General features: G+C 60.3%; 11 protein-coding genes and 2 riboswitches. Of the genes, 6 read left to right on the top strand and 5 right to left on the bottom strand.

The window, feature by feature from the left end; genetic code table 11:
* Positions 1-16 precede the first annotated feature (16 nt).
* On the top strand, positions 17-1,054 hold the full coding sequence (locus B2M20_RS16395; RefSeq protein WP_079448093.1) for an amino acid ABC transporter substrate-binding protein: 1,038 nt from the start codon (positions 17-19) through the stop codon (positions 1,052-1,054).
* A 30-nt stretch (positions 1,055-1,084) separates the two neighbouring features.
* Here B2M20_RS16395 and B2M20_RS16390 read toward each other — a convergent pair whose 3' ends face one another.
* On the bottom strand, positions 1,085-1,756 hold the full coding sequence (locus tag B2M20_RS16390; RefSeq protein ID WP_079448092.1) for a DUF938 domain-containing protein: 672 nt from the start codon (positions 1,754-1,756) through the stop codon (positions 1,085-1,087).
* 547 nt (positions 1,757-2,303) lie between these two features.
* On the opposite strand from B2M20_RS16390, the gene B2M20_RS16385 reads away from it, so the two are divergent.
* Positions 2,304-2,762, top strand: a complete 459-nt coding sequence (locus B2M20_RS16385; RefSeq protein WP_079448091.1) for a DsrE family protein — start codon at positions 2,304-2,306, stop codon at positions 2,760-2,762.
* A 268-nt stretch (positions 2,763-3,030) separates the two neighbouring features.
* Positions 3,031-4,071: an MBL fold metallo-hydrolase gene (locus tag B2M20_RS16375; RefSeq protein ID WP_079448089.1), complete on the top strand. Its 1,041-nt coding sequence runs from the start codon at positions 3,031-3,033 to the stop codon at positions 4,069-4,071.
* A gap of 109 nt (positions 4,072-4,180) precedes the next feature.
* Here the strand turns inward: B2M20_RS16375 and B2M20_RS16370 are convergent, their stop codons facing one another.
* Both B2M20_RS16370 and B2M20_RS16365 read right to left on the bottom strand, forming a co-directional pair.
* The gene (locus B2M20_RS16370; RefSeq protein ID WP_210189130.1) at positions 4,181-4,777 is read right to left on the bottom strand and encodes a hypothetical protein; all 597 of its coding nucleotides are present in this window, start codon (positions 4,775-4,777) and stop codon (positions 4,181-4,183) included.
* Between the two features lie 214 nt (positions 4,778-4,991).
* A complete protein-coding gene (locus tag B2M20_RS16365; RefSeq protein WP_079448087.1) occupies positions 4,992-5,462 on the bottom strand; it encodes a MarR family winged helix-turn-helix transcriptional regulator in 471 nt (156 codons plus the stop codon).
* Positions 5,463-5,597: 135 nt separating this feature from the next.
* Here B2M20_RS16365 and B2M20_RS16360 point away from each other — a divergent pair, with 135 nt between their 5' ends.
* Positions 5,598-6,044, top strand: a complete 447-nt coding sequence (locus B2M20_RS16360) for a VOC family protein (RefSeq protein WP_079448086.1) — start codon at positions 5,598-5,600, stop codon at positions 6,042-6,044.
* Between the two features lie 242 nt (positions 6,045-6,286).
* Positions 6,287-7,495: an MFS transporter gene (locus B2M20_RS16355; protein WP_079448141.1), complete on the top strand. Its 1,209-nt coding sequence runs from the start codon at positions 6,287-6,289 to the stop codon at positions 7,493-7,495.
* A gap of 48 nt (positions 7,496-7,543) precedes the next feature.
* Here B2M20_RS16355 and B2M20_RS16350 read toward each other — a convergent pair whose 3' ends face one another.
* Both B2M20_RS16350 and B2M20_RS16345 read right to left on the bottom strand, forming a co-directional pair.
* Complete coding sequence (locus tag B2M20_RS16350) at positions 7,544-8,719, bottom strand: ribonucleotide-diphosphate reductase subunit beta (RefSeq protein ID WP_079448085.1); 1,176 nt, start codon at positions 8,717-8,719, stop codon at positions 7,544-7,546.
* A gap of 56 nt (positions 8,720-8,775) precedes the next feature.
* Positions 8,776-11,685, bottom strand: coding sequence for a ribonucleoside-diphosphate reductase subunit alpha (locus tag B2M20_RS16345; protein ID WP_079448084.1), 2,910 nt, complete (start codon positions 11,683-11,685; stop codon positions 8,776-8,778).
* Between the two features lie 117 nt (positions 11,686-11,802).
* A riboswitch (cobalamin riboswitch) is annotated at positions 11,803-12,003 on the bottom strand.
* Between the two features lie 187 nt (positions 12,004-12,190).
* On the opposite strand from B2M20_RS16345, the gene B2M20_RS16340 reads away from it, so the two are divergent.
* A complete protein-coding gene (locus B2M20_RS16340) occupies positions 12,191-12,859 on the top strand; it encodes an epoxyqueuosine reductase QueH (protein WP_079448140.1) in 669 nt (222 codons plus the stop codon).
* 37 nt (positions 12,860-12,896) lie between these two features.
* A riboswitch (cobalamin riboswitch) is annotated at positions 12,897-13,129 on the top strand.
* Positions 13,130-13,173: the final 44 nt, after the last annotated feature.

The following is a 13,173-nucleotide window of genomic DNA, read 5'->3' as shown; positions in this document are numbered from 1 at the left end:
GCGAAAGGGGCTATTCATGCGAACATTTCGAGGCGGCCTCCTGATAGGCCTCGCCATCGCCACCGCTATCGCGGTGATGGCGATCACCTATGAGCGCTACGATACCAAGACCCTGAAACGAACGCTCCGGCGCGACGCCGTGCTGTGCGGCGTCAACACTGGCCTGCCCGGGTTTTCGAATTCGGACGAGAAGGGCAACTGGTCAGGCTTCGACGTTGATTTTTGCCGCGCCGTGGCAGCCGCTATCTTCGACGATCCGGCGAAGGTGAAGTTGGTTGCGCTTGAGGCCGACGAACGTTTCAAGGAATTGCAAAGCCGCAAGGTCGACATCCTCGCGCGCAACTCGACCTGGAGCATGTCGCGGGAAACCAATTACAACCTCTACTTCCCGGCGGTCGCATATTATGACGGCGAGGGTTTCATGGTCCGTACCTCGCGCAAGGCGGACTCGGCGCTCGATCTCGATAGTACCAAAATTTGTGTACAGGATGGCACAACGACGCAGCTCAACCTCGCGGACTTTTTCAAGAGCAACAACCTGAAGTACGAGGAGATCAAGTTTGGTAAGCTGGAGGACATGCTAAGGGCCTATGACGAGGCCAAGTGCGATGTTCTGACCGCCGATGTTTCTCATCTCTATGCGTTGCGGCTGCGGCTGACCAAGCCGAACGAGAGCTTCATCCTGCCCGATGTGATCTCGAAGGAGCCGTTGGCGCCTGTTGTTCGCCAGCGTGACGACGACTGGATGATGATCATCAAATGGACGCTCTATGCGATGATCAATGCCGAAGAACTCGGCATCACTTCGAAGAACATCGACGAGGCGATGAAGTCGAAGAAGCCAGATGTGATGCGGCTGGTCGGTACCGATGGTCAGTATGGTGAGGGTCTCGGATTGACGAAGGACTGGGCGGCACGCATCATCCGCCGCGTCGGCAACTACGGCGAAATCTACGACCGCAATATCGGCAGTGATTCAAAGCTGAAGATTCCACGCGGCTTGAACCAACTCTGGAGCGCGGGCGGCATCATGTATGCTCCGCCGCTGCGGTAATCCCGCAGGCTGGGGAGGCGGCTGCGACGCTCATCCCTGATTTCGTTCGAACGCAAGGATCAGATTATTGGCGGGCATTTCAGTGATGTCCGTCAGCGTCAGGCCGTTTTGCTGCGCCAGCGTCGCCACCTCGTCAACGTCGCGTACGCCCCACTCTGGATTGTTATTGCGAAGGCTGGCATCGAACGCCTCGTTGCTTGGCGCGGTGTGTCGCCCGTTTCGCTTGAACGGTCCATAGAGAAACAGCCGCCCATCAGGACGCAGACAGTGTGAGGCGCCCGCGATCAGGCCCTCGGCGACGCGCCACGGCGCGATATGGATCACATTGGCGCAGAACACCGCGAGCAACGCGCCGTGGCCATCGTTCATTTCCGCCAATTGGCATGGATTCGATAGGTCGATCCGCTGGGGCTGCCGGACGTTGGCTAGGTTCTCGTGAGCGGTCCACGCTGCGATGCTCCGGAGATGATGGTCGTTAAGATCGGTCGGCCACCAGGTAATGCCGGGCGACTGCCGCGCGAAGAAAACGACATGCTGTCCGGTGCCGCTGCCGGCCTCGAGCACGTTACCTGTCTTGCCGCGCAGGAATTTTTCGAGAACCGTCCAGATCGCGACATGGTTGCGGTGAAACGCAGCCGCGTCGAGCCGTTCATCGGAAGCTCCACGCCGGCTGTCGTTGCGAAATTCACCGTAGTCGGGCATGGGCGGATACCTTTCATTCCGAGGGAATCCTGCAGGATCGCTGGTCCGGGCATCATTCCAGCTTGCCAGACATCCAGTATAACGCCGACGGAATCGTGGATGTACTGAGCGATCCGATCTAACATGCGGGCCGTGAAGACGGAGATCAAGTCGGGGATTATGCCGAAGCTACTCGGCCCCGTTCCGCTGTAATTTGGCAGGGTTCTGCACGGCGGTTCGCGCAAGCTGGTTTTAAGGCTGGTCGATGACTGCGCGAGATGCCGGCAGGGCCGATGCCATCACTCGCGCGCGGCGGCATAGATGCCGCTCTCAAGCTTGGGGCTGGCTCAGAGTGGCGCGACGCCGTCATCGATGCCGGGTCGATTGGATAAATTGCTCGGGTGTTCAACCTTGAGCTTGCCAAAGGCAATGTGCGCGACGTACGCTACTGTTACCGGTGTTCTCCGTGCTGCCCGAGCCTGATCCCGCGAGAGGATTTGTTCGAGAACACGCAGGCGCCGACACAGCGACCGTGCCCAGAAGATCGCGACGGCTACAGGAGGTATCTATGCGCCGATTTATGCGTCCTATCATCGCCGCAGCAGGGCTGTTGATCGCATTCACCTCGCATGGTTTCGCCGCCGAGCCGCAGCCGCAGCATCGCCTTGTGATCCAGGTCGACCAGAACGATCGGCGCACCATGGACTTCGCGCTGAACAACGCCACAGACGTGATCGAGCACTATCGCGGACTGGACCAGACGGTGGCCGTCGAAATCATGGCGTGCGGCCCGGGTATCCACATGCTGCGCATAGATTCGTCGCCTGTGAAGGAGCGCATCAAGCAGATACGGGAAACGGCATCCCCCAGTAAGATCCAGTTCTCGGCCTGCAACAACACCAAGCAGAGTATGGAGAAGAAGGAAGGCCATCTGCTTGAGATGCTGCCCGGAACAACGATTGTGCCCTTGGGCGTGGTGCGGCTATTGGAGTTGCAGGAACAGGGTTGGAGCTATGTGCGGCCGTGATCAACGGTTGACCAACGCTCTGAAGCACCGCATTCGCGGCTGTTGTTGATCGCTTCGGCCTGCTGGGGTTGCTGCGTAACCGTTATGCTCGCCGCCGCGCTGTGATCGAGACCAGTTGACTCCGTGGCGATAGAGGCCAGCCGCCAGAGCGGCGGTCGAGTGATCAGCGATCTGGACTTGTGACCGGTTGCAATCGCCCGCCAGCAGCATAAATTTGCTGGAATACCTCACGGTAAGAAAATCTGCACAGGAGGAGGGTCGTACGATTATGATCTTTCGCCAGTTGTTCGACAGCGTTTCCGGCACCTACAGCTACCTGATGGCGAGCCGTGCTGGCGGTGAGGCGTTGATTCTCGATCCGGTGCTGGAAAAGGTCGACCGTTACTGCCAGTTGCTGCGTGAGCTCGATCTCAAGCTTGTGAAGGCCATCGACACACATCTTCATGCCGATCATGTCACCGGACTAGGTGAGCTGCGTGATCGCACCCAATGCGTCACCGTGATGGGCGAGCAGACCAAAGCCGACGTGGTTTCGATGCGAGTCAGCGACGGCGATAAGATCAAGATCGAGGGCATCGGCCTCGACGTGATGTACACGCCGGGCCACACCGACGATTCCTACAGTTACCTGATGGGCGATCGTGTCTTCACCGGCGACACGTTGCTGATCCGCGGCACCGGCCGCACCGATTTCCAGAACGGCAGTGCGCGTGCGCAGTACGATTCGATTTTCAACCGGCTCCTGAAGCTGCCCGACGAAACCATGGTGTTTCCCGCGCACGACTACAAGGGCGATACGGTCTCCACTATCGGAGAAGAGAGGCGCTACAATCCGCGGCTTCAGGTGCGCTCGATAGACGAATACATTGAACTGATGAACAATCTGAAATTGCCGAATCCGAAGCTGATGGATGTGGTGATTCCTGCCAACATGCATGTCGGTCTCAGGCAGGACGATCTGGCGAAGCGGGGACTGGCGCTGACGCCGCGCGAGGCGATCGCCCGGCTCGGTCAGCCCGATATCCTGCTGGTCGATCTTCGCGAAGCCCATGAGCGCGCCAAACACGGCACACTGACCGGCGCGCTGCATGCGCCCTATCCTGATATCGCCGACAGTCTGAAACCAGGCGGAATGTTGCGCGAGGTAGCCGCCGCGACCGGGCGCCGCATCGTGTTCTTCTGCGCCTTCGGCGAGCGTTCGGCCATGGCTGTTACCGCGGCGAAGGACGCTGGCCTGACCAACGCGGTGCATATCGAGGGCGGGATCGATGCCTGGAAGAAAGCCGGCGGACCAGTGGTCGCGGGCTGACGGGTCACGGTGGGCGTGTGCACCGGGGCCATGACGGCCGTTAACCGTCAAAATTCCTCAGAAAGGAAGGTCACCGCCCGTGTCGAACAGTCGACGACTGTCACAGCGTTCATTCGGCCTTTATTGCTTTCTGAAGGTCCGAGCAGGCGTCGTCCGCAGCGCGATTGAGAATGAACAGGCTGTCTGCCGGTCCGAAAGCAATGTACTCGCCCGGCCCCTCCGTTACCCGCGCCTCTGTTCGCATGTTGATGTCATCATCGATGTAGACCTTTAGTCCGTTATCGGTGGTTTCAATCATGAAGATGCCGCCTTCCGCATCGAGATTCTCGCCAGTCATGTGGCAAGCGATGCCGTCCGCATGCGGATAGCCTGAGACGATGGCGTGCTCATCGGCGCGGTTCGCTTGCTGGTCAAACGCGCATTGCCCGATAGCCCGCCACGGACGGGCGTCGTTACGCCGCATGATTTCCAGCCGGGCGAATGTTTGGAGCGGAGTGTCAACACTATCGGGATAAGTTTCGCGCCGCAGCGCGAACCGCATGGAAGTCGTCTTCTGAGTCGGGTTTTTTGCCAGATGAGCAGCATCGTAACTGCGGGTGAAGCAGGCCTGAGAGCCGGCTGCGTCGTCAATAAGATCGGGCGCGGCGTGGACGTCAGGGGCCGCAACCAAAATGGCGATTAAAACGAAAAGTGCTTGTTTCTCCATGCTCGTCTGCATTGTCATCCCTGCTTACCAACTCCATTCAGGGGACGGAATATAACGAAGAGAAGTTAGCGGGGCAGCCGTTATTTATAGCGCTTCGAGCGAAGACCGGTTCGCGTGAAGAAAACATGTCAGATCAAAATCATGAGTCCCGCTTCTGATTCCGTCAGAGCGAAAGCCCTAATAGAAAGTGGTTCTAGCTAGAATGTCTTTTGCGTCAGCCGGCGACACTGCCGCGATTGTCAAATGTCGACAAAGTGTTGAGTTCGGTGCGCAGACGATCCGGGTCTGAGAGCTCTTTTTCGATTTCCGCATGAAGATGTCGCCAGATCGGCACCGCCACGGCCAGAACGGCCCGGCCATGAGGCGTCAGCTGCAACAGTCGGGCGCGCCCGTCCTTTGGGTCGGCCATTGTTTTGACAAGACGCCGACGCTCCAGCGGCTTGAGATTGGCAGTCAAGGTTGTCCTGTCCATCGCCAGCAGCGCCGCTACGCTGCTGAGGTTCGGTGGCTGCGGCCGGTTGAGCGACATGAGCAGGGAGAACTGTCCGCTGGTGAGGCCAACCGGCTTCAACACGATATCGAAGCGGCGTGCGATCGCTCGCGCTGCCCTCTGGGCATGGAGGCACAAGCAGGTGTCGCGCACCAGAATCGTGGTTTCAAAAGCAGGATCCGAAAGCGTACGCATCAGGGAGCTTGACTCCGCGGCTACATTACGTTGATATCAACTTATGTAGGAGGTCGTCAATCGGCGTCGGCGGCGTGTCCTGGCAGCTCAATCTTTCATAATGCGAGTCAACACCCCTGTGAGAAAGGAGCCAACATGAAGATCGTGACCAGCCTTAGCTTCCGGGGCCAGTGCCGCGAGGCATTCGAGTTCTACGCCAAAGTCCTCGGCGGGACGATCAAGGCAGCCATGCCCTACGGCGATGCGCCTCCGGGCATGCCGATCACGGACGAGAAGTACAAAACCTGGCTGATGCATTGCTGGCTCGATGTTGGCGATCAGGCGCTGATGGGCGCCGACATGGACGTCGGATGGGCATCTAACATCGACAAACCCAAGAATGGCTTCGACGTTACCCTGCACACGAATGACATGGCCGAGGCCCGGCGCTGGTTCGATCAGCTCTCCGAAGGCGGCAAAGCAGGCATGCCGTTCGCCGAAACCTTCTGGTCGCCCGGCTTCGGCACGCTGACCGACAAGTTCGGCATCCCCTGGATGATCAACGTCATTCCATCGGCTGACTGGAAACCGCCGCAAGGCTGATCGCATGTCTATAGCGTTTCGAGCGAAGCATGCTCTCGGGCTTGACCCCGAGGACAGATAACGGTTCGCGTAAAGAAACGCGTCAAACAAATTATAGAACCTCGCGTCTGATTCCATCAGGCGCGGGGTTCTAAACACCAGGAATAAAAAGCAGGCGGCTGTCGGCACCGACCGTGCTGATGCGTCCTTGGGACATCGGGCGGGCAGGCCGCCCGATGGAGCAGGAGCGTCGGGCAAGGACCATGAATCATTACTATCGCTGGGTGATCGTTGCGGCGGGCGGCCTCTTGGGCTGCGTCGCGATCGGCGCCATGTTTTCGTTGCCTATCTTCCTGCGGCCGATGTCGCAGGACACCGGCTGGTCCGTCACCGGCATATCCACGGCGATGACGATCGGTTTCCTCGCCATGGCGGCGGCCAGCATGGTGTGGGGCAACCTCTCCGACAGGTTCGGCCCACGCCCGGTGGTGCTCACGGGGTCGGTCGCGCTGGCGGCGAGCTTGGCGCTCGCCAGCCGGGCGGAATCGCTAATCGCGTTTCAATTTCAATTTGGTCTTTTGATCGGTGCGTCAACCGCCGCCATCCTTGCGCCGATGATGGCTTGCGTGACCGGTTGGTTCGATACGCAGCGCGGTCTTGCCGTCTCGCTGGTCTCCGCAGGCATGGGCATGGCGCCGATGACCATGGCGCCGCTTGCAGCCTGGCTGGTCACGATCCATGACTGGCGGACATCGATGCTGATCATCGCTGCTCTCACCGCGGTTCTGATGATTCCCGCCGCACTGCTCGTGCGTCGGCCGCCGGCGTTGGAGGGCGGACCGGCCGGGATGACAATGAGTGAGACGCAATCGAACATGACCGTCCGGCAAGCGGTGAGTTCACCGCAGTTCATCATTTTGATGCTGGCGAACTTCTTCTGCTGCGCCACTCACTCAGGCCCGATCTTTCATACGGTGAGCTATGCGGTGACGTGCGGCATACCGATGATTGCTGCGGTGTCGATCTACAGCATCGAGGGGTTGGCCGGCATGTTCGGTCGCATCGGGTTCGGCCTTGCGGGAGATCGGTTCGGTGCGCAACGCGTTCTGGTGATCGGACTGATGGCGCAGGCCTTCGGCGTACTCGCCTATGCTTTCGTCAACCAGCTCGGCGGTTTCTACGCCGTGGCGGTGGTGGTCGGCTTCCTTTACGCCGGAACGATGCCGCTCTATGCCGTGATCATCCGGGAGAATTTCCCGTTGAAGATGATGGGCACGATCATCGGCGGCACCGCGATGGCCGGCAGCCTTGGCATGTCGACCGGCCCGCTGCTGGGCGGGCTGATCTACGACCATTTCGGCAGCTACGCGCTGATGTATGTCGGTTCGTGGGGCATGGGCCTGATGGCTATGCTGATCCTGATGAGCTTTCGGCCGTTCTTCCCTAGGAGGGAGGCTATGGCGGCGGCTTAAGTTAGGTGTGGTGCTTCCGATTTATTCGGTCGGCATTCTGCGGTCCTGTTAATCCCACGCAAGTGCGCCGCCATTCTGGTATTCGATGACGCGGGTCTCAAAAAAGTTTTTCTCCTTCTTGAGATCCATCGCCTCGCTCATCCACGGAAAGGGATTGTCGGCCTCGGGAAACACCGGCGCGAGCCCGAGCTGAGCGCATCGCCGGTTGGCGATGACGTGCATGTAGGTCTCGCACAGCGCGGCATTCAGGCCAAGGAACCCGCGTGGCATGGTGTCCCGCCCATACGCGGCTTCGAGCTCGGCGGCATTCTTCAGCATGGCGCGCACCTCTTCCTGGAAATGCTTGCTCCAGAGATGCGGGTTCTCGATTTTGATCTGGTTGATGATGTCGATGCCGAAGTTCAGGTGGATCGACTCGTCGCGCAGGATGTATTGATACTGCTCGGCGATGCCCACCATCTTGTTGCGCCGGCCGAGCGAGAGGATCTGCACGAAGCCCGTATAGAACCACATCCCTTCGAACACGACGTAGAACGCGACGAGGTCGCGCAGGAACGCCTGATCCGCTTCCGGCGTGCCGGTCTTGAAGCCGGGGTCGTCGAGATGCTGCGTGTGTTTGAGCGCCCAGGCCGCCTTGTCGGTGATAGAGGGCACCTCGCGATACATGTTGAACAATTCGCCCTCGTCGAGACCAAGACTTTCGACGATGTACTGGAAGGTGTGGGTGTGGACGGCTTCCTCGAAGGCCTGGCGAAGCAGATATTGCCGGCATTCGGGATTGGTGAGGTGGCGGTAGATCGCCAGAACGATGTTATTGGCGACCAGCGACTCAGACGCCGCGAAGAAGCCGAGATTGCGCTTGATCATGCGCCGCTCGTCATCGGTGAGGCCGTCCTTCGATTTCCACAATGCGATGTCGGCCTGCATCGACACTTCGGTCGGCATCCAGTGATTATTGCAGCCGGAGAGATACTTCTCCCAGGCCCATCGGTACTTGAGCGGCAGGAGCTGGTTGACGTCGGCGCGGGCGTTGATCATCCGCTTGTCGTCGACGCGCACCCGCGCAGCGCCGCGATCGATTTCGCCGAGGCCGGTGGCATCGACAGAGGTGTCGGTCATTGTCACGCAAGGCGATGGATCAGACGTCACGTCGTTATGCGCGAGCGTCTGCGGCGGAGCGGATCGTGCCAGTGCGGGAGAAGAGGTGTCGGACCAATCGAGCATGGGGTGTTCCTGATTGTTTCTTCTTTGTGCAAGCGACGCGCGAGCACGAAATGAGGCTACTGACACGCCTCGCAGGTGGGATCCTCGATGCGGCAGGCTTTCCAGCCTTCAGTGTTGTCGGAGCGATTGTGTCCATTCGCATGGCCGTCCTGCGCTGCGGCGGAAACGGCCGCGGACACAGCGTTGAGCTTGCCGTCGGTGCCTTTGAGCGTGGATTTCTCGACATGCGTCGCCGACCGCGAGCGCAGGTAATAGGTCGTCTTCAGGCCGCGTTTCCAGGCATGGCGATAGAGCGCGTCGAGCTTTTTGCCGCTCGGATTGGCAATGTAGAGATTGAGCGACTGCGCCTGGTCGATCCACTTCTGCCGGCGCGACGCGGCGTCGATCAGCCAGCCTGAGTCAATCTCGAAGGCGGTGGCATAGAGTGCCTTGAGATCATCGGGAACGCGGTCGATCTGACCGACGCTGCCGTCGAAATACTTGAGATCCGAGATCATCACCTCGTCCCATAGGCCGCGTGCCTTGAGATCGCGCACGAGATGCGCGTTCACTACCGTGAAGTCGCCGGACATGTTGGATTTGACGTAGAGGTTCTGATAGGCGGGCTCGATCGACTGCGACACCCCGCAGATGTTGGAGATCGTCGCGGTCGGCGCGATCGCCATGCAGTTCGAATTGCGCATCCCGATGGTCATGACGCTCTCGCGCAGCGAGGCCCAGTCGAGACGGCTGGAACGGTCGATCTCGACTGCTACGCCGCGCGCCTCATCGACCAGCGTGAGGGAATCGAGCGGCAGGATACCCTTCGACCACAGCGATCCTTGATAGGAGGGATAGCGGCCGCGCTCGGCCGCGAGATCGACCGACCCGGAAATCGCGTAATAGGCGATCGCTTCCATGCTCTCGTCTGCGAAGGCCACGGCGTCGTCCGACGCATAAGGCAGGCGCAGGATGTTGAGCGTATCCTGAAAGCCCATGACGCCGAGCCCAACCGGCCTGTGCCGCAGGTTCGAGGTCCGCGCCTCCGGAATGGTGTAGAAATTCACGTCTAGCACGTTGTCGAGCATGCGCATCGCAATCTTGACCGTGCGCGCGAGGTGCTCGTGGTCGAGCTTACCGTCCTTGAGGTGGTTCATCAGGTTGACGGAGCCGAGATTGCAGACCGCGATCTCCGTTTTTGAGGTGTTGAGCGTGATCTCGGTGCAGAGATTTGAGGAATGCACGACGCCGCAATGCTGCTGAGGTGAGCGCAGGTTGCAGGGGTCTTTGAAGGTGATCCAGGGATGCCCGGTCTCGAACAGCATGGTCAGCATACGCCGCCACAGGTCGACAGCTCGGACCTGCTTCGTCACCCGTAGCTCGCCGCCCGCAGCCTTCTTTTCATAGTGAGCGTAGCGTTCAGCGAAGGCCTTGCCGGCGAGATCGTGCAGGTCCGGCGTCTCGTCGGGTGAGAACAGCGTCCAGACGCCATCTTCTTCGACGCGCTGCATGAAGAGGTCCGGCACCCAGTTCGCCGTATTCATGTCATGGGTGCGGCGACGGTCGTCGCCGGTGTTCTTTCGCAGGTCGAGAAATTCCTCGATGTCGATGTGCCAGGTTTCGAGATATGCGCACACCGCGCCCTTGCGCTTGCCGCCCTGGTTGACGGCGATCGCGGTATCGTTCGCGACTTTCAGGAACGGCACCACGCCCTGGCTTTCGCCGTTGGTGCCCTTGATATGTGCGCCGAGCCCACGCACGCGCGTCCAGTCGTTGCCGAGCCCGCCCGCATACTTGGAAAGCAACGCATTGTCCTTGATCGCCTTGAAGATGCCGTCGAGGTCGTCGGCGACAGTCGTGAGAAAGCAGGACGAGAGCTGCGGGCGCAGCGTGCCGGCGTTGAACAGCGTCGGCGTCGAGGCCATGAAGTCGAACGATGAGAGCAGGTCGTAGAACGCGATCGCCTTCTCCTCACGATCGATCTCGCGCAGCGCGAGGCCGCAGGCGACGCGCATGAAAAATGCTTGCGGCAGCTCGAAACGCACACCGCGGACGTGCAGGAAGTAGCGATCGTAGAGCGTCTGGAGTCCGAGATAGTCGAATCGCAGGTCGCGTTCCGGCTTCATCGCAGCCGCAAGCCGGTCGAGGTCGAAACGGCCGATCTCCGGATCGAGCAGTTCGTTGTCGATGCCCGTTCGCACATAAGCGCGGAAGTAATCCGCGTGGCGCTCTGCCATCTCGGCTTGCGTGGCTTGCTCGGACCGTCCCGAGACAAAGCTCAAAGCCTCGCGGCGTAGCTTGTCGAGCAGCAGCCGGGCGCTGGCCTTGGCGTAATCGGGATCGGTTTCGACCAGCGTGCGGGCGGCAAGGATCGTCGCCAGCGCCAGTTCGTCCACGCTGATGCCGTCATAAAGGTTGCGATGGGTTTCAGTCAGAATCGCGGAGGAAGAGACATCCGCGAGCCCCGCGCAGGCCTCCTCCACCACGGCGGCGAGGCGTTTGGTATCGATAGGTACCATCGATCCGTCAGCCAACTTCATCCGCAGCACTGGCGTCACCACTGCCTGGATGCCCTTCTTTGCCTTCGACCCTTGCGCCTTCGCCCGTTCGCGAGCGCGCTCCTCGCGATAGAGCACATAGGCGCGCGCGACCTTGTGATGCTCGCTCCGCATCAGCGCGAGTTCGACCTGATCCTGGATGTCCTCGATGTGGAAGGTGCGGCCGGCGTCGGACCGCCGCGACAGGCTGGCGACGATCTGGCCGGTCAACTCAGTGACGGTGTCATGGACCCTGCGCGAGGCGGCGGCGCTGGTTCCCTCGACCGCAAGAAACGCCTTGGTCAGCGCGACGGCGATCTTCGATGAATCGAACGGCGAGACCGAACCGTTGCGCCGAATGACCTGATACGCGGGTTCGCTGGGCGGCATCGCAGCCGCAGCAGGCAAAGACGGACGCACAGCACGCGCAGCTTCGGTTGCGAGAGACATCGGCTCAAGACCCCAGTTTTGTTGCGAGCCGGGGTCAGGCGGGAGACGCGCGCAGGAAATCCCACGGCGGACGCCGCGATTCCCGTCAAGCGGCCCGCTGGGACACCCCGCCCAGGGAACGTTTCGGCTGTCACGGCAGGTTTCCTGGCTTGCGGGGTCTCAGCGTCCGTCCGGTCTTCCCAGGGCCTTGCGATCCCAGTGACACTCAATGGACTTCGGCTCGCCGCTTAACAGTTGCGGGGGCAGCGCCGGCACTACCGGCTTCCCTCTTTAGCTCTCGGTGTTGCGACTCGAGAGACCGTGACCACCATATCTAGTAGCCGCACCAAATTCCGAGTCAACAGATCGTTTCGACTCCGGCTTCACAATTCTCGTAATTCACAGTTCGGCGAAAAACGCTGTGCAACCATCGCTCTGTCCAACTCTTGACGCTTCGATCATACAGACCATTATCTGCGCAGATTTGCCGCGGCGTTTGTTTCGCCGCTCAACCGCCGAGTCCGCCGTGACCGAATTCGTCCGACCGAACCTGACGCCCCCGAACGGGCAAAAAAAGGTGTTGCTGCATTCCTGTTGCGCGCCCTGCTCGGGCGAAGTGATGGAAGCGATGCTCGCATCGGGGATCGATTACACGATCTTTTTTTACAATCCGAACATCCATCCCCTGAAGGAATACCTGCTGCGCAAGGACGAAAACGTCCGCTTCGCGGAGAAGCACGGCGTGCCGTTCGTCGATGCCGATTACGATAAGGACAATTGGTTTGCCCGTGCCAAGGGGATGGAGTGGGAACCTGAACGCGGGGCGCGCTGCACCATGTGCTTCGACATGCGCTTCGAGCGCACCGCGCTCCATGCGCATGAGCATGGTTTCCCGGTGATGACCTCGTCGCTCGGTATCTCCCGCTGGAAGAACATGGCGCAGATCAACGACTGCGGCCATCGCGCGGCCGGACGTTATGACGGTCTCTCGTATTGGGATTTCAACTGGCGCAAGGGCGGCGGCTCGCAGCGAATGATCGATATCAGCAAGCGCGAGCAATTCTATCAACAGGAGTATTGCGGCTGCGTCTATTCGCTGCGCGATACCAATCAGCACCGCCGGGATCAGGGTCGTCCGCCGATCGTGATCGGGACGCAATTCTACCGGCACGGCGAGGATTCGGACCCGACATAAGATGCGCGGTGCCGGTTGACGGCCCGTGGACGGTGGCCCATAGGGTTGGCGTCGAGGTTCTCCGGGACAATTCAAGCCCGGAGCTAAGAGGGAAGCCGGTGCGCTCTGGTCCATGGGTCTTCGTCCATGGATCTGGGTAATGCCGGCGCTGCCCCCGCAACTGTAAGCGGTGAGCCGTGGTCCATCAGTGTCACTGGGAGCAATCCCGGGAAGGCCGGACCAAAGCTGAGACCCGCGAGCCAGGAGACCTGCCCCGACAACATAGTCGTCCTCGGGCGGGGTGTCCCGGTGGTGCGCTTGCGGTTTTCATGGCG

It is taken from the genome of Nitrobacter vulgaris, assembly GCF_002028545.1.
Lineage (GTDB): Bacteria > Pseudomonadota > Alphaproteobacteria > Rhizobiales > Xanthobacteraceae > Nitrobacter > Nitrobacter vulgaris.
The sequence above is the reverse complement of the archived record's forward strand: the minus strand, read 5'-3'. Positions and strand labels throughout refer to the sequence as shown.